At 65.7% G+C, this 16,930-nt stretch carries 10 protein-coding genes, 6 tRNA genes and 1 pseudogene; 12 read left to right on the forward strand and 5 right to left on the reverse strand.

Annotation, left to right across the window (positions count from 1 at the left end):
- Window positions 1–98 precede the first annotated feature (98 nt).
- A complete protein-coding gene (locus DVB37_RS21775; RefSeq protein WP_046805235.1) occupies window positions 99–989 on the forward strand; it encodes an HlyC/CorC family transporter in 891 nt (296 codons plus the stop codon).
- On the forward strand, window positions 986–2,617 hold the full coding sequence (gene lnt, locus DVB37_RS21780; RefSeq protein WP_120156751.1) for an apolipoprotein N-acyltransferase: 1,632 nt from the start codon (window positions 986–988) through the stop codon (window positions 2,615–2,617). The genes DVB37_RS21775 and lnt overlap by 4 nt, the downstream gene beginning before the upstream one ends.
- Window positions 2,618–2,629: 12 nt before the next feature.
- Here the strand turns inward: lnt and DVB37_RS21785 are convergent, their stop codons facing one another.
- On the reverse strand, window positions 2,630–3,685 hold the full coding sequence (locus DVB37_RS21785) for an aldo/keto reductase (RefSeq protein WP_120156752.1): 1,056 nt from the start codon (window positions 3,683–3,685) through the stop codon (window positions 2,630–2,632).
- 362 nt (window positions 3,686–4,047) lie between these two features.
- On the opposite strand from DVB37_RS21785, the gene DVB37_RS21790 reads away from it, so the two are divergent.
- The 9 genes from DVB37_RS21790 to DVB37_RS28560 all read left to right on the forward strand — a co-directional run bounded on the left by DVB37_RS21790 (window position 4,048) and on the right by DVB37_RS28560 (window position 9,120).
- Window positions 4,048–4,123, forward strand: a tRNA-Ala gene (locus DVB37_RS21790).
- Between the two features lie 54 nt (window positions 4,124–4,177).
- Window positions 4,178–4,253 (forward strand) — tRNA-Glu (locus DVB37_RS21795).
- Window positions 4,254–4,322: 69 nt separating this feature from the next.
- Window positions 4,323–4,399 (forward strand) — tRNA-Asp (locus tag DVB37_RS21800).
- Between the two features lie 104 nt (window positions 4,400–4,503).
- Window positions 4,504–4,579 (forward strand) — tRNA-Ala (locus DVB37_RS21805).
- A 53-nt stretch (window positions 4,580–4,632) separates the two neighbouring features.
- Window positions 4,633–4,708 (forward strand) — tRNA-Glu (locus DVB37_RS21810).
- Window positions 4,709–4,786: 78 nt separating this feature from the next.
- Window positions 4,787–4,863: transfer RNA gene (locus DVB37_RS21815), tRNA-Asp, on the forward strand.
- Window positions 4,864–5,134: 271 nt separating this feature from the next.
- Window positions 5,135–6,628, forward strand: coding sequence for a helix-turn-helix transcriptional regulator (locus DVB37_RS21820; RefSeq protein WP_120157598.1), 1,494 nt, complete (start codon window positions 5,135–5,137; stop codon window positions 6,626–6,628).
- Window positions 6,629–6,994: 366 nt separating this feature from the next.
- Entirely contained in the window at window positions 6,995–8,080 is a 1,086-nt protein-coding gene (bioB, locus tag DVB37_RS21825) for a biotin synthase BioB (RefSeq protein WP_240433953.1), read from the forward strand.
- Complete coding sequence (locus DVB37_RS28560; protein ID WP_371683145.1) at window positions 8,077–9,120, forward strand: EamA family transporter; 1,044 nt, start codon at window positions 8,077–8,079, stop codon at window positions 9,118–9,120. The genes bioB and DVB37_RS28560 overlap by 4 nt, the downstream gene beginning before the upstream one ends.
- A 457-nt stretch (window positions 9,121–9,577) precedes the next feature.
- Here the strand turns inward: DVB37_RS28560 and DVB37_RS21840 are convergent.
- Both DVB37_RS21840 and DVB37_RS21845 read right to left on the reverse strand, forming a co-directional pair.
- Window positions 9,578–10,901, reverse strand: a pseudogene (locus DVB37_RS21840) (MFS transporter); the annotation flags it as partial.
- Between the two features lie 87 nt (window positions 10,902–10,988).
- On the reverse strand, window positions 10,989–11,492 hold the full coding sequence (locus DVB37_RS21845) for a peroxiredoxin (protein WP_046805231.1): 504 nt from the start codon (window positions 11,490–11,492) through the stop codon (window positions 10,989–10,991).
- Between the two features lie 244 nt (window positions 11,493–11,736).
- On the opposite strand from DVB37_RS21845, the gene DVB37_RS21850 reads away from it, so the two are divergent.
- Window positions 11,737–12,162 carry a hypothetical protein gene (locus DVB37_RS21850; protein ID WP_120156754.1) on the forward strand — a complete coding sequence of 142 codons (426 nt, stop codon included), beginning with the start codon at window positions 11,737–11,739 and terminating at the stop codon, window positions 12,160–12,162.
- Window positions 12,163–12,183: 21 nt separating this feature from the next.
- On the opposite strand, the gene DVB37_RS21855 is transcribed toward DVB37_RS21850, so the two are convergent.
- Window positions 12,184–13,062: a dienelactone hydrolase family protein gene (locus DVB37_RS21855; RefSeq protein WP_046805229.1), complete on the reverse strand. Its 879-nt coding sequence runs from the start codon at window positions 13,060–13,062 to the stop codon at window positions 12,184–12,186.
- Between the two features lie 65 nt (window positions 13,063–13,127).
- Window positions 13,128–16,874 (reverse strand): DUF748 domain-containing protein, encoded by a 3,747-nt coding sequence (locus DVB37_RS21860; RefSeq protein ID WP_120156755.1) that lies wholly within the window; start codon window positions 16,872–16,874, stop codon window positions 13,128–13,130.
- Between the last annotated feature and the right edge of the window lie 56 nt (window positions 16,875–16,930).

Raw genomic sequence — 16,930 nt, forward strand, 5'->3', positions numbered from 1 at the left:
GCAGATGTCGTCGTTTGCCCGCATTTTCAGGGCCGTCGTTACAAAACCCACGCCAGTTTCGGTTATGCTGGCCCCTCCATAACTTGTCCTCCCGGACGATGTCTGACCCTTACCCTGCTCCTGAAGCGACCTCTGCTCGCTCATCCAAACCCGCCACCAAATCCCTTCTAGACCGCCTGCTTTCCCTTGTGCGCCGAGAGCCCGAGGACCGCGAAGGCATCAAGGCCATTCTGGAAGCTGCCCACGACCGCAACCTGCTGGATGCGGAGTCCTACAAGATGATCAAGGGCGCGCTGGCCGTGTCCGAAGGCACGGTCGGCGACATCATGGTTCCGCGCTCGCGCATGGACCTGCTGGACGTCACGCAGCCCATCCCGTACCTGGTGGCCTCCGTCATTGAAACCGCGCACTCGCGGTTCCCGGTGTACGAGGGTGATCGCGACAACATCATCGGCATCCTGCTGGCCAAGGACTTGCTGCGCTGCATGCTGGAACCCGGCATCGAACTGCGCACCCTGGTCCGCCCCGCCGTGTTCATCCCCGAGTCCAAGCGCTTGAATGTGCTGCTGCACGAATTTCGCGCCAGCCGGAACCACCAGGCCATCGTCATTGACGAGCATGGCGGCATTTCCGGGCTGGTCACGATGGAAGACGTGCTGGAACAGATCGTCGGCGACATCGAAGACGAATTCGACGAAACCGAAGAAGACGAGATCTTCCCCGAAGGCGAAAACCAGTGGCGCGTCATGGCGGCCACCGACATCTCGCACTTCAACGAGGTCTTCGGCTGCCAGTTGCCTGACGACGAATACGACAGCGTGGGCGGCTGGATGGGGGGCCAGCTGGGCCGCATTCCGCGCCGTGGCGACGTAGCCGAATTCGACGGCCTGCGCCTGGAAGTGGCTCGCGGTGACGCCCGCCGCGCCATCTGGTTGCGCGTCAAGCGCAACGTGCCTGCCCAATCCTCCCGCCCCAACGACGACGCATGAGCCGTACCCCGCGCAGCATCCTCCTGCGCGGCGCCGCCGGCTTGACGCTGGCGGGCGCCGTGCACGCCCTGACCTTCGCACCCGGCCCGCTGCCGGATTGGGCGCTGGCCATCACGCAGATACTGATGCTGGCCATCGCGGCGCGCGTCACGCTGACCGCGCCGTCGGCCACGCAAGCCTGGCTCCGCGCTTGGCTATTCGGCTTTGCCACCTACGCGGTGGGCCTGTATTGGCTATTCATCAGCATGCATCGCTACGGCGATCTGGCCGCGCCGCTGGCCGTGGCCGGCGTGCTGGCCCTGTCCGCCTTCCTGGCGCTGTTTCCCGCCACCGCCAGTGCGCTGACGCGCCGCTACGTTCCGCTGACGGCGGGCGCCACGCCGCTGGGCAGGCTGTCATCCACGCTGGCCTGGGCCGCCCTGTGGGCCGCCTTCGAATGGCTGCGCGCGGTTTTGCTGACCGGGTTCCCGTGGCTGAACATCGGCTACGCGCAGGTGGACAGCCCGATTGCGGGATGGGCGCCCATTCTTGGCGTGCACGGTATGGCCTTTGTGGCTGCGTTCGCCGCCGCCGCCATCGCCAGCCTGTGGCAGCCGTCCCGCAAAAAGGCCATGGACTCGCGCCAGGCCCTGGCGGCGGGCGTCGCGGTGGCGCTGGCCGCCGTGGGTTGGCCGCTGTCGCGCATCGATTGGTCTTCGCCCACCGGTGACCCGCTTAACGTCAGGCTGATCCAGGGCAACATCGAGCAATCGCAAAAATTCGACCCCGCGCTGCTGGAACAAAGCCTGGTGCGCCATCTGGAAATGACCGCGCTGCCGCCCGCGCCCGGCGTGCCGGCGCCGCAGCTTGTGATTCTTCCCGAAACCGTGATGCCGGTTTTTCAGGACCAGCTGGATCCGCGCATCTGGGATGCCTGGCGTGGCGTGGCCGCGCGCGGCAACATGACGATTGCGATGGGCGTGCCGCTGCATGACCGCGTCAATGGTCGCGACAGCTACACCAACAGCGTGGTGGGATTCGACGGCAACACGCCGGTCCAGCAACTGCTGACCGGCAGCACGGCCATGCGTTACGACAAGCGCCATCTGGTGCCGTGGGGCGAATACGTGCCGCCCGGTTTTCACTGGTTTGTCGACATGCTGAACATCCCGCTGGGCGATTTCGATCGCGGCGCGGCGCGTCAGACGCCGTTCGGGGTGGGCGGCCAGCACATCGCGTTCAACATCTGCTACGAAGACCTGTTCGGCCCCGACCTCTTGCCCGCGCTACAGCCGGGCGCCAATGGCGAGCCGGGCGCAACCATCCTGGTCAACGTCAGCAACCTGGGCTGGTTCGGCAATTCGTGGGCGTTGCGCCAGCACTTGCAAATCGGCCGCCTGCGCACGATGGAAACCGCTCGGCCCATGCTGACGGCCACCAATACCGGCATTACCGCCGCTATCGACGCCAAGGGCCACGTGGCGGCGCAGCTTGCTCCGTTGCAGCCCGGCGTGCTGCCGGTATCGGTGCAAGGCATGACAGGGCTGACCCCGTATGCGCGCTTTGGCGACAAACTGGCTTTGGCCTTGATGGGCCTGATTCTTATCGCGGCCATTGGCGGCCACCGCAAGGCCCGGCCCGCCAACTGACCGCTGGTTTTCCTAGGCGAACAGGTTTTCGGGCAACCTGCCGCTGTCTTGCGGCGGGCGCACAGGCCCCTCGCCCGCCCCCGTCAGCTCAATGGCCTCGGCGATGGCGTCCAAGTCGTCGCTATCCAATTCCAGTTCGGCCGCGCCCAGCAGACCATTGACCTGCGCGGCACTGCGCGCGCCGACGATGGCGCCGGTAACGCCCGGCCATGCCAACGTCCACGCCGCGGCGACCGCAGCCACCGTCGTGCCGTGGTGTTCCGCGATGGGTTTCATCGCATCCGCCAGCGCCAGGTTGCGGGCAAGGTTCGGCGGCGTGAATTCGGCATTGCGCGCGCGCCAATCGTCCGGCGGCAACGCCCGGGCACGTTCGGCGGTAAACGCGCCGGTCAGCAGCCCGGACTGCATGGGGCTGTAGACGATCACGCCCACGTCATGCTGCGCGCACCAGGGAATAAGGTCGGCCGCCGCGCCACGCTGGATCGCCGAAAAAGGCGGTTGCAGGCAATCCACATGGCCCAGCGCCTGGGCATCCTGCAACTGCGCCAGATTGTGGTTCGACAGGCCAATGGCGCCAACCTTGCCTTCCTGCTTGAGGTTCAGCAGTTCCTGCCAATAGGTTTCGAGCGGCGTGCCGTCGCCGGCCGGCCAGTGCATTTGATAAAGGTCGATGCGCTCGACGCCAAGCCGGCGCAGCGACCCTTCGATTTCGCGGCGAATGCTGGCCGGTGCGCCGGTACGGCGCGGCATCGCTTGCGGATTATCGGTGGACCACGTCAGCCCGCATTTGGTGAACACATAGGGCCGATCGCCGGGCGCCATCTGCGCCAGCGCGCGACGCACGACGTCCTCGGAGTGACCCAGCCCGTACACCGCCGCCGTATCGATCCAGTTGATGCCCCGGTCCACGGCCAGGCGAATCGCGGCGATGGAATCGGCGTCGTCTTGCGGCCCCCACCCCACCGCCCAGCCGTTGCCGCCGATGGCCCAGGCGCCCAATCCGATACGCGTGATGTGCATGCCGCTGCGGCCCAGGGGCCGGGTGGGAAACGAAGTCTTTGTGCTCATGCCGGAATTCTCAGGTTGTCGCGCGGCTTTTTTTACGCGCAAGCCACAGGATGTCGAAAATTTTTTATCGCCCACGATAGCATCCGCACAAGCCTTTGATTTTTCTGGAATCCACGAGCTAGCACCCGGCCTTGGATGGTCTGATTTCGCTCACAAAATAAGCAGAAAAAGGCATCCCACCCCTATTTTTTTTGTCGTTTTATGATTTTTGCCCGCGATCGACTTGCACACCCGATTTTGTTCGTGCATAATCTCGTTTCTTCGCCAACGGCACTAAACAAAACCGGCAACGAACTACGAAAAGGCGCACAATAAAACGTGTGTTTTTACCGTAAAACGTAGCAGGAATTGATTAGAGAAACGGGGGTATAGCTCAGCTGGGAGAGCGCTTGCATGGCATGCAAGAGGTCAGCGGTTCGATCCCGCTTACCTCCACCAGTCAACAGCGAAGAATGTAGTTGCAGTACCAGTTATGCAGTACAGCAAGTCCAAGTCCCCTTCGTCTAGAGGCCTAGGACATCACCCTTTCACGGTGAGTACAGGGGTTCGAATCCCCTAGGGGACGCCAGTTCACTGGCAGCAGTAAAGAAGTAGATAAGTGCAGTTGAAGTGACAAAGTAGTTGAGTAAGCCGCTGCGGAGCGGTAGTTCAGTTGGTTAGAATACCGGCCTGTCACGCCGGGGGTCGCGGGTTCGAGCCCCGTCCGCTCCGCCAAAAGCTCTCGCTCTGAGTCTTTCAAGAGCTCCGTCTTCGGGGCTTTTTGCTTTTATAGAGTGTGAGACCTTGTTGTTTGAAGTTTGGAACATCAGGGCGCCCTGGGGGGTATAGCTCAGCTGGGAGAGCGCTTGCATGGCATGCAAGAGGTCAGCGGTTCGATCCCGCTTACCTCCACCAGCACGCAGTACCGCAGTACCGTAGTAAAGTTGTTTGCAGTTCTGTTAGTTCAGGTCCCCTTCGTCTAGAGGCCTAGGACATCACCCTTTCACGGTGAGTACAGGGGTTCGAATCCCCTAGGGGACGCCAGATTTCTGGCACGTAGTACAAGCTGCCTTGACACCGCAGTGTAGTGATGAAGTTTGAAGTTGTTGAGTAAGCCGCTGCGGAGCGGTAGTTCAGTTGGTTAGAATACCGGCCTGTCACGCCGGGGGTCGCGGGTTCGAGCCCCGTCCGCTCCGCCAAGCACTTTGGTGTTTGCCAGCATGCAGCTTGAAAGATCGCACGACAGATCCTCGCAATACCCACTATCGCAATACGCATCGTCGCAGTACACATTGAAGCTCCGGATTCCGGGGCTTTTTGCATTTCAGCGCCCGCATTGTCCGCGCGTTATTTTGTGCGTTCTCCCCTCCTTTTACCCCGCCGCTAAGACTCGTCCGTTTTGCTGTCTGGACAGCTTTGCCGCGCCCCTGCATCCTGTGGGCTCACGCCACGCGAACCGAAGAGGCCTACGTGACCGCAAACGCCGCCGCGCCACACGCGCATCGCCAACACCTGCAAGCCATCATCGCGGGTTTGAATGAAGGCATCATCCTGCTTGAACCCGACGGCTCAATTGCATGGGCCAATAACAGCGCACTTGAATTACACGGCGTCGACAATCTTGAAGCGTTGGGCGGCACGCCCGCCGGCTACCGCAAGCGCTACACGCTGACCTACCGCAACCATCACCGCGTACCCGCGCGCCAATATCCGCTGGACCGCCTGGCCGCTGAAGAAACGTTTGACGATCTGCTGCTGGACCTGAGCCGCAAGGATGACGAAGAGTTCCTGCGCAACGTGCGCGCACGCGGCTTGAACCTGGAAGGCGACAAAGGCGCTGACTATCGCGTGCTGATCCTGCACGACCAGACCGAGCAGATCAACGCCGAAGAACGGTTCGAACGCACCTTCGGCGCGAATCCGGCGCCCGCCCTCATTTGCCGGCTTTCCGACCTGCGCTACGTCAAGGTCAACCAGGGCTTTCTGGAAATGACGGGCTACACGCGTGAGACCGTGCTGGGCAAGTCCGCGTACGAGTTGGATGTGCTGGACGGCGGCGACGACAAAGAACAGGCCGTGGCCAATCTGAACGAAGGCAAGACCATTACACAGCGCGAAGGCGTCGTGAAGCTGGCGGACGGCGGCGCCAAATTCGTGATGGTCGCCGGCCAACCGATCGACATGCAGGACGAACCCTGCATGCTGTTCACCTTCATCGACCTGGAAGCGCGCAAACGCACCGAGATGGCGCTGCGCGAAAGCGAAGAGCGCTTTTCCAAGGCGTTCAAGCTGGCGCCCGTGCCGATGGCCGTATGCGAAGGCGATACGCTGCGCGTGCTGGATATCAACGACGCCTTTGCAGCGGTAACCGGCGCATCGCCCGAAGACAGCGTGGGCGCGGCCTTGACCGACGTAGGCCTGCAACCCTACGAAGGCATGGCCGCCAGCCTGAAGCGCGGCGAAAGCGCGCGCAACCGCGAAGCCACGCTGGCCACACAGGATGGCGGCGCGCTTGATTGCCTGGTGTCGGCCGAGCCCGTGATGATCGGCGGGCAACGCCGACTGCTGATCGTGATGCAGGACATCACCGAACGCAAACGCTCCGAGATCGAACTGCTGGCCGCGATCGAAGCGGTGATGCAGGACACGTCGTGGTTCAGCCGGGGCATCATCGAAAAGCTGGCGCAGTTGCGCCAGCCCGCGCCGGCCTCGCGCGATGTGGCGGAACTGGCGCAACTGACCACGCGCGAACGCGAAGTGCTGGGCCTGCTCTGCCAGGGCCACGACGACGACGGCATCGCCAAGGCGTTGAAGCTGTCGCGCAATACGGTGCGCAATCATGTGGCCACGATCTACAGCAAGATCGGCGTGCACCGTCGTAGCGCGGCGATTGTCTGGGCGCGCGATCGAGGGATCACGGGCCACGAGTCCGCGCGGGTGCGTGACAAGCCGGCTAAGGAGTGATCGCGACGGGGTGATCGCAACGGGGTCATCGCAACGGGGTCGTCGCAACGGGGTCGTCGCAACGGGGTGATCCGGCAAAGTGACCGCCGCGCAATGGTGCCGTCCCGGCGCCGCCGGATGCGCCCGGAATTTACAATTAGAATCAATATATTGAGGGGGTCGGCGTCGACGAAGATGCCATCGCGTTAGACCGCGCCGCACGGTTAAATCTTCTATTCGCGGCGAACATGCGTCGAAGTGGCCCGCATTTTCGTGCAGTGGGCCTGCATTGCGCAAACCCCGCGCAGGTTCTTACGATCCGCCGATCCCGCCCTTGCCTCGCCAGGCAAGCGGCGTGGTTTTCGATAGATCGATTGGAGCCCGCCCTTGCAGACCGCCTACATCCCCGTCCCGCAAACGACCCGCAACCGAGCCGCCCCGGCCTGGACCCCCGACGACATCCTGGCGCTGTACGCGATGCCGTTCATCGACTTGATGCACCGCGCCCAGCAGGTCCATCGTGCGCACTTCGACCCGAATGCCGTGCAGCTGTCCAGCCTGCTCTCGATCAAAACCGGGGGCTGTCCGGAGGATTGCGCGTACTGCCCGCAGTCGTCGCACTACGACACCGGGCTTGATGCCGACAAGCTGATGCCGCTGGATGAAGTGGTGGCCGCCGCGAAGGCCGCGCAGGCAGGCGGGGCGCAACGCTTTTGCATGGGCGCGGCCTGGCGCAGCCCGAAGCCGCACCATCTGGAAGCCGTGGCGCGGATGGTCAGCGCGGTGAAGTCCTTGGGGCTGGAAACCTGCGTCACGCTGGGCATGCTGCGCGACGGTCAGGCCGAGCAGCTCAAGGACGCCGGTCTGGACTACTACAACCACAACCTTGACACGTCGCCGGAGTTCTACGGCAAGATCATTTCCACCCGTACCTACCAGGACCGCCTGGATACGCTGGCGCGCGTGCGCGAGGCCGGCATCAGCGTGTGCTGCGGCGGCATTGTGGGCATGGGGGAATCGCGGCGGGAACGCGCCGGTTTGATCGCGCAACTGGCCAACATGGAGCCCTATCCTGAGTCGGTGCCAATCAACAACCTGGTCCAGGTGGAAGGCACGCCGCTGGCCAAGGTCGAGCCGCTGGACCCGTTCGAGTTCGTGCGCACGATCGCCGTGGCGCGCATCACGATGCCGCGCGCGGCCGTACGCTTGTCGGCCGGACGCGAAACCATGGACGACGCCATGCAGGCGCTGTGCTTCATGGCGGGCGCCAATTCGATGTTCTATGGCGACGCGCTGCTGACCACCGCCAACCCGCAGATGCAGGCCGACCAGCGCCTGCTGCAACGGCTGGGCATGCACGTGGAGCCGGCGCCGCACCATGCCGCGCCGGAGTTCTCGGGCGCGGGGCATGCCGCCCAACCTCAAGCCGGTTCCGGCCAACCCTGCGCAGAAGGCGGCACGACATGCCGTTGACCCCTGGCGTTCTTTACCTGTTGGCCAGCGTGACGTGCAGCGTCACAGTAGCCGTGCTGCTCAAGTTGGCGCGCCGCTACGACGTGGACGTGCGGCAGGCGATTGCCATGAACTACGCCGTGGCCGCCCTGCTTTGCTGGGCCGTGCTGAAACCGAACCCTGCCGCGCTGTTCACGCCGAGCACGCCGTGGGCCGTTCTGGCCGCGCTTGGGGTGCTGTTGCCCAGCGTGTTCCTGGCAATGGCGGCGGCGGTGCGCCACGCCGGCATCGTGCGCAGCGACGCGGCGCAGCGCCTGTCGCTGTTCATCCCGCTGCTGGCGGCGTTCCTGTTGTTTGGCGAACCCGTCAATGGCCGCAAGCTGGCGGCGGTCCTGCTGGCGTTTGCCGCGCTGGCGTGCTTGCTTCTGCGGCCGACGCGCTGGGCGTCGGCAGGCGCGGCTGCGCGCACCGCCGGGACCGCCGCGACTGCCGCCACGACTGCCGCCACGACTGCCGCCACGAACGCCGCCACCACCGCCACCACAACCGTCGCCACAACCGCCGCCGCCGCCGCCGCCACCACGACCGCCGCCACCACGACCGCCGCCACAACCAACGCCGCCACCAACGCCGCCGCCTCTGACGGTGGCATCTGGCTGTGGCCGCTGGCGGTGTGGGCGGGATACGGGGTGATCGATATCCTGTTCAAGCAGGTGGCGCGCGCCGGCACCGCGTTTGCCGGCGGGCTGCTGTTGGCCTTCGTGCTGGCGGGCGTGTTGATGTTGGCGTATCTGCTGGCGCGCCGGGTGCGTTGGCAGCCACGCCATCTGCTGGCGGGCGTGGCGCTTGGCGTGGCCAATTTTGGCAACATCCTGACCTACATCCGCGCGCACCAGTCCTTGCCTGAACATCCGGCGCTGGTGTTTGCGTCGATGAACATGGGCGTGATCACGCTCGGGACGCTGGTGGGCGCGTTAGTGTTTCGTGAGCCGCTGACCCGGATCAACGCGCTGGGTATCGCGCTGGCGCTGGGCGCGATCGTCGTGATGGCGCCCTGGTAATCCCCGCCGCGCGATCGTCAGGTGCCCGTGCGGCGGCGGCGCTGGGTGTCGGATTCGGTTTCCGAGGGCGAGGCATCCTTCTCGCCTGCCCCGGATTCAACATCAGCAGCACGAGCGCCAGCTGGCGCGCCGGTACCGGCTGCCGTGGCATCGGATGCCGCGGGATCGCCTGCTGCGGGATCGCCTGCCGCAGGATCGCCTGCCGCGGGATCGCCCGCCGCAGCGTCGGCTGCCGCAGGATCGCCTGCCGCATCGTCAACTGCCGCAGCATCGCCCGCCGCAGCGTCGGCTGCCGCAGCATCGGCTGCCGCAGGATCGCCTGCCGCAGCGTCGGCTGCCGCAGCATCGCCCGCCGCAGCATCGCCCGCCGCAGCATCGCCCGCCGCAGCATCGGCTGCCGCAGCATCGGCTGCCGCAGCATCGGCTGCCGCAGCGTCCGCCGGCCATTCCTGCTTGAGTGCCGGCTCTTCGACGACCGGGTCCTCGGTGGCGGCGACCGGCGCGGCGGCGGGGTCCGGCTGCACCATTTCCATCGCGATGTCGTTTTCCGGATCCACGCGCGGGTCCAGCACTGCCGCCGCGGGCGAGCTTTGCAGCGTGTCGGGCATCGGCACGAAGTGCGTCGGCGCTTCGTCCACCTGGTGCGCGCCGGTGACGCGCGTGGGGCGCACCTGCCATACCAGGATCAAGGCGCAAGCCGAGATGAAGACGTAGTACATGCTGGGCCCGCCCAGCGACATCATCAGCCCCGCCACCATCGGGCCGATACACGCGCCCACGCCATAGGTCATCAGCAAGACGGCCGACAGGCTGACCCGGCGTTCGGACTCCACGTGGTCGTTGGCGAATGCCGCACCCAGCGGGTACAGCGTGAATTGCAAAATGCCGAACACGCACGACAAGGCCACCAGCGCCCAATACGGCAAGGTCAGCCAGCCCCACATCACGGTGGGCAGCAGCACCAGCAGCAAGGCGTTGAAACGGATCAGGCCCGCGCGGTTGATGCGGTCGGACAGCCAGCCCATCGGCCATTGCGACAGCAGCCCCGCCGTGACGGCGGCGGCCACAAAGACGGCGGCCTGCGACGTCGTCAGCCCGTGCTTGGCGCCGTAGACGGCGGCCAGCCCGTAGAACGCGCCCGACAGGTTGCCCGCCACGAACAGCACCGTCATGGACAACGGCACGCGCCGCATGAAGAAGCGGATGTCCAGCGGCGCGGGCAGCGGCGTGGGCGGGTGGGAACGCGCGGTGACGGCAATGGGCACCAGGCACAACACCAGGCACATGGCCACCAGCGTCAGGGGCCGCAGGTCCAGCGTGGCGTAGGCGGTCAGCGCCAACTGCCCCAGCACGGTGCCCAGCCCGGACACCACCATGTAGACCGAGAACACCCGGCCGCGCTGGTGGTTTTCAGTTTGTTCGTTCAGCCAGCTTTCGATGACCATGAATTCCGTCACCATGACCACGCCGGAAATCAGGCGAAAGACCAGCCACAACGGCATGGAATCAACCAGCGTCTGGGCCAGGATCATGCTGGTGGCAATCGCCGCGCACGCGACGAACGCGCGGATATGACCCACGCGAATGATGAGCTTGTGCCCCAATCGGGCTCCGCACACCAGGCCCAGGTAGTAGCCGGCGATCAGGACGCCGATCCACACTTCGCTGACGGACTGCGCGGTCAGGCGAAGGCCCATGTAGGTGTTGAACAGACCCGTGCCGATCAGCATCAGCAAGGTCGCGAAGTACAGGGACGAGAATGAGGAGAGGGTGGCGAGCATGGCGTTGGCAACCGCTGCTGGCATTAGCACGGCGGGCTGCAAAGGCAACCCGCCGCGTTGAGCGGTAAAACTGGAAGCTACGTTAGGTCAGATTTGCGACAGCAGCGTGGCGGCGTCGCTGACTTCGAACTTGCCAGGACCTTCCACGTTCAGCTGCTTGACCACGCCGTCGACGATCAGCGCCGAGTAGCGTTGCGAACGCACGCCCATGCCGCGCGCGATCAGGTCCAGTTCCAGACCCAGTTCCTTGGTCCACAGCGCCGAGCCATCGGCCAGCATGCGGACACGGCCTTCGGTCTTTTGTTCGCGGCCCCAGGCGCCCATGACGAACGCGTCGTTGACGGCCACGCACCAGATTTCGTCCACGCCCTTGGCCTTGAGGGCGTCGGCTTGTTCCACGTAGCCAGGCAGGTGCTTGGCCGAGCAGGTGGGGGTGAACGCGCCCGGCAGGGCGAACAGCGCGATGGTCTTGCCGCGGGTCAGGTCGGAAACCTGGAACGCGTTGGGGCCCAGCGAGCAGCCGGCGGTTTCGGTTTCGATGAATTCGGTCAGGGTGCCTTCCGGCACGCGGTCGCCGACTTTGATCGTCATGGTATCTCCAGGGAAAGTGGGGCAATGCATTGAGGCAGGATCGCCTCACACCCTCCATCATAGTGCGTGCGCGCCCTGCCCGCTGCGCCAGAGCGACACGAAAAGAACACGCACAGTCTGAAACGACTCCACACCCGGACCTCATCGCGTGGATACGGCTGCTTGTCATAATGCGCGAGTGTCCCACGCCCGCGCGGCGCCTACATCGCCCATCGCCCGCCGGGCATCCAGCGGAGATCCACAGATGCACAAATTTCTGACAGCCCTGGCCTGGGTCCTGGCCACCGCCGCCGCCCCGGCCTGGGCGGCACCGGACGCCAGCGAGCAGGCGCAATACGATTCCTTCGTGGTGGCCGCCGGCGCATCGAACGGCGCGGCGCGCGCGTGCGGCGCATCGGAGCCCGACCTGGCGCAGCATCAGGCAACGGCCCACAAGAACCTGGCGCGCTACGCCGAGGAATATGGATTTTCAGCCGCGTCCTACGACGCGTTGTTCCAGAAGGGCCTGGCCGAAGGCAAGACGATGATGGACGACATGAAGCGCTCCGGCGTGGACGGTTGCCGGGGCGTGCTGGGCAGTTTTCAGAACGAACGCGCGATCAGCTACGACGATATGAAAAGCGCGCTGGCCGAAGTCAGCGACGGCCTGCCGGGCGAAGAAGCCCAGTAGACCGCCGCGCTAGCCGACGGGCTACAGCCCGTTCTGCTTGAACCAATCCAGCATCCGCGTCCAGGCCTGCTCGGCTTCCGGCTTGCGGTACGACGGCCGGTAGTCCGCATGGAACGCGTGCGGTGCTTCCGGGTAGACGTCGATGCGCGACGCCTTTGCCGGGGCCGGGCCCTTGGCCAGTTCGATGCGCATCTTGTCCACGTCCGTCAGCGGAATACCGGCGTCCTTGCCGCCGTAGGCGCCCAGCACGGGCGCTTTCAATTCGTTCACCAGGCTCAGCACCGATTTGGGTTTGAGTTCGCTGGGTTCGCCCGCCAACTGCCCGTAGAACGCCGCGCCCGCGCGCAGCTTGGGGTTGTGGGCCGCGTACAGCCACACCTGGCGGCCACCCCAGCAAAAGCCCACGATGCCCAGCCGGTCGGGGTTGCCGCCGTTGGCGGCCGCCCACTTTGCGGTGGCATCCAGATCGCCCTGCACCTGGATGTCAGGCACCTTGCCGATGATCTCGGCTTGCAGCTTGGGGATTTCGGTGTACTTGGACGGGTCGCCCTGGCGCGCGAACAGTTCCGGCGCGATCGCCAGATAGCCCAGGTGCGCCAGGCGTCGGCACACGTCCTGGATATATTCGTGCACGCCGAAGATCTCGGACACGACGATGACGGTGGGCAGGTTCTTCTTGCCTTCGGGCGCCGCGCGGTAGGCCGGCATCTTGCCGTCGGCGGTTGGAATATCGATCTTGCCCGCCGTCAGCCCCTTGGCGTCGGTGGCGATGGCGGTCTGCGCCACGGCTTGCCCGGCAGCCAGGGAAAAGCCCGCCGCGACGGTCGTGGCGATGAAGCCCCGCCGATCCAGCCGCAGGGGCGGCAGCAGGCTGTCGAAGTGCGCGTCCTGATCTTTCATCGAGAATCTCCTGGCAAAAAAAGCCCGACCCCGGGGCGCCATGCGCACCGTGGGCCAAGCCGGGTTCACTTCAGGGAGAAGTCCACGCGCGAGGGTTGCCCCTCGTCCTTGATGCCGTCCGCGTCCAGCTGCGGCGCGACGATGAAGACACGGTCCGCGAGTCCTTCCTGGGCTTGCAACTTCTCATATACCGCCTGCGCGCGGGCATCGGCCAATTGGCGTAACTGCTCGTCGCCCACCTTCGCCACGCCGCGCAGCATGGCTTCCATTTGCGCGGCCGGCACCGACTTGGACATGCCGATGAAATTGCGCGGCTTGTCCTTGATGTCGGCGTCGTCGTAGACCTCTTCCAGATACTTCTGGCGTTCGGCGGCCGACACCTTCACGCCGGCCGGGTCGGGCTTCTTGCCGCGCGGCGTCGTGTCGGCGGCCTTGGCGGCGCGGATCTGGGCGTCGACCCAGGCTTGGCGCAGCCCGTCCAGGTCGGTCTTGGGATCGGCGCGGCCGCTGATGTCCATCTTCAGCGCGGGGCGGTCCGTCAACGCCTTGATCAGCGTGTCGATGCGCTGCACCGAGTCCTCGGTCAGCACCGCGCTGCCCGGCGCGAACTCCACATACGACAACTCTTCGCCGCCGCCGAAGGCCGAGGCCAGCAAGCTGAACGGCGACGTCACCGCCTTGACGACCAGGTTCATCATCACGCGCACCACGATGCCGCCCACCGAAAATTCCGGGTCGTCCAGCGAGCCGGACACGGGCAGGTTGATGTCGATATTGCCGCGCGAATCCTTCAACAGCGCCACGGCCAGCAGCACCGGCAGCTTGGTGGCGTCGGGGCTGTTGGTCTTGTCGCCGAAGGTCAGCTGGTTCAGCACGACGTGGTTGGACGCCTGCAATGCGCGGTCCTTGATCTTGTATTCCAGGTCCACCGACAGCTTGCCGCGCTTGATCGGGTAGCCCACGTACTTGGCCGAATAGGTGTTGAAGCGCGGCAGGTCCACGCCCTTGGCCGACGCCTTCAAGTCCAGCGTCAGGTATTTGGCGAACGGCTGCACGATGCCGCTGATGGACAGCGGCGCGGTGGTGTAGACGCGCCCCGTGACCTTGACCTTGGCGGGCTGCGGGTTGGTGGACGACACGGCCGAGATCGCGCCTTCGATGGCCGACAGCTCGGCCACATAGTTGGGTTTGACGAAGCGGTCGGTAAACGTCATGCGGCCACGCGACAGCGTGACGCTGTTGACGGCGATGTCAGGCATGGCCGCGCCGTCGCCGCCTTTGGAGGCTGCCGGGGATGCCGCCTTGGACGCCCCCGACGATGCCGGCGCGGCGGGCGACTGGCGGCCCGGCGTTTGCGTGTCCTGCGTGATGGAGCCGCCCGCCTGGCCCGGCGCCGCCACCAGGTCCATCACGTTCAGCCGGCCCTGGGCATTCAACAGAATGCGGCCGTAGAAGTCTTCCAGCGCGATGTCGCCCAGCTTGGCGCCCACCTTGTCGCCCGCCACGGACACGTCCATGCCGGCAAAGGCCAGCCGCTTCCAATTCAGGAAGTCGTCGTTGTTGACGCGGTCTTGCAAGTCAACGCCGGTGATCTCGACGCCGCCTTTCCAGTTGACCCGCATGGGCGCGTTGCCGGCGGCGGCGGCATAGGCCACGTCGCCCTTGGCCCCCAGCGTAATGGCGCGCACGGTGGCGTTCAGGCTGCCGGCGGCGTAGGCCGCGAACGGCGCGACGTTCAGGTCGGACAGGTCGACGGACGACGCGAAGGTCAGCGGCTGCGGCGTGAACGCGCCCGCCAGGTTCAGCTTGCCGTTGCCCTGGATGCCCGCCGCCGCCAGCGTGAAGCGGCTTTGGCCCGGGCCCATGGCAAGGCGGTCGGCCGTGACGTGCAGCGATTGCAGCGCGATGTCCAGCGGAGGTTTTTGCGCTTCGTCGCGTGCCTTGAACTGGGTCAGGTCGGCCTGGACAGCGGTGGCCGAGGCGTCGATGGCGCCGCCTTTTTCGCGCACGTGGATCTGCGCGTTGGCGGCCAGCCGGCCGTCTTGCAGCAGGATGGGGGCCACGCTGCGCACGGCCGGCGCCAACGGAGCCAGGGCAATGTTGCCCAAGCGCACGCCCAGTTCCAGCGACAGCGGCGACAACTCCAGCGGGCCTTTCGCGCGTATCCAGCCGCCGTCGGTGCTGTTGTCCACCGTCAGCCACAGGTCGATGGGCTGGTTCTTGACCTCGGGCACCACCACGCCTTCCACGGTGGCGCCGATCCCGGTCATGACGTAATCCAGCTTGCTGACCGCATCGGTCAGGTAGAGCTCGCCTTCATGCAGGTTGAAGGCGTCCAGCGTCACCTTCCATTCGGACGGCGCGGGCGCGGCGGGCGGCGTCGCGGGCGGAGCCGTTGGGGCGGGCACGGGATCGGTCGTGGGTGCGGTGCCGGTGGCGGGTGCGGTGCCGGTGGCCGGTGCCGTGCCGGTGGCGGGCGCGGTGCCGGTGGCGGGCGCGGTGCCGGTGGCGGGCGCGGTGCCGGTGGCGGGCGCGGTGCCGGTGGCGGGCGCGGTGCCGGTGGCGGGCGCGGTGCCGGTGGCCGGTGCCGGGTCGGTCCCAGGTGCCGTGCCGGTGCCAGTGGCAGGCGCATCACCGGTGCCGGCGCCGGGCGCGGCGCCCTCCTGCGCCTTCGGCGCGACCTTCAGCCCCAGGTCGCGCTTGAGCTTGTCCGCCACGGGGGTGTCGGTCGCGGCCACGCCGCCCAGCGCCTTCAGCTTGACCACCACGTCCTGCCAGTTCAGGTGTTCATTGGCGTAGCGCCGCACATGCACCTGCGGCGCCCACAGGCCCACTTCGCCTACATACACCTGGCGCGCGATGGGTTCCAGTTCCAGACGCGTGACGGTCAACGCGCTCCAGGCGGCCAGCGTGTCGCCATCGGTATCGCGCAGATCGAAGCGGCGCAGCGCCAGATCGCCCACCACACGTATCTTGGGCGGCGCGTCCTTGGGCTGTTCAAACACCACTTGCAGGTTCGAATCCAGCAGCGCGCTGTCCAGCTTGAACGGCAGCGGCATGGGCCACACGTCGGCCCACTTTTCAAGTTGCAGGCCATTGAACGCAACGCGCAAGGTGGAGGACGGCACCTTGTCGAACGGCCGCGCCACGCCCGTAAGGTCAAACGGGCTGCCGTTGATGCGCAGGTGCACGCGCGGCTGCACGTCGATATCCGTGGCATAGCCGAAGGTGGAAATGAACGGCACGCCCAGGCCCAGTTCGTCCACTACCTGTTTGCGCCCGGTGACCTTGTCGTCCAGCGTGATGGCGCCGCCCTCGATCACCATGTTGTTCAGCGAAAACCGGGGCAGGCCGGTATCGGGCTTGGGCGGTTCTTCGGGCTGGGCGGCGGTTAATTGCGCGACGCGTTGCTGTATGTCAGAGAAATTGAATCGCGTGACGTCTTCGCGCACGATGGCGATGGTAGGCTGGCGCAGCGTCAGCCGATCCACGACGGGCGCGAACCAGAACAAGGAGCTCCACGCGGCGCTGACATCCATTTCAGCCAGCGCCAGAAGCGGCGTCTGCGAACCCGGTTGCGCCACGGCAAGGTCGCGTGCGCGGAGGGTCAACGTGAACGGATTGAAGGTGATCTTGCCGACGGAAACGTCGCGCCCGATCATCTTGGCCACGTCGTCCGTCAGCACGTTGTGCAGCACCTTTGGGACTTGCCAGGCGGCAATTGCGCAAAGGATCAGCACAACCGCCACTATGCCCAACAAGATTTTGCCGGCGCGCCGGGTGAACCGAAGCTTGGGGCGCCGCAAGGGCATCGCGAGTCTCCTGAGACGAGTTGATGGCGATTATCGCGCCCCGATTAGGGCTCGTC

The sequence above is a fragment of the Achromobacter sp. B7 genome, assembly GCF_003600685.1.
GTDB lineage: Bacteria > Pseudomonadota > Gammaproteobacteria > Burkholderiales > Burkholderiaceae_B > Achromobacter > Achromobacter spanius_B.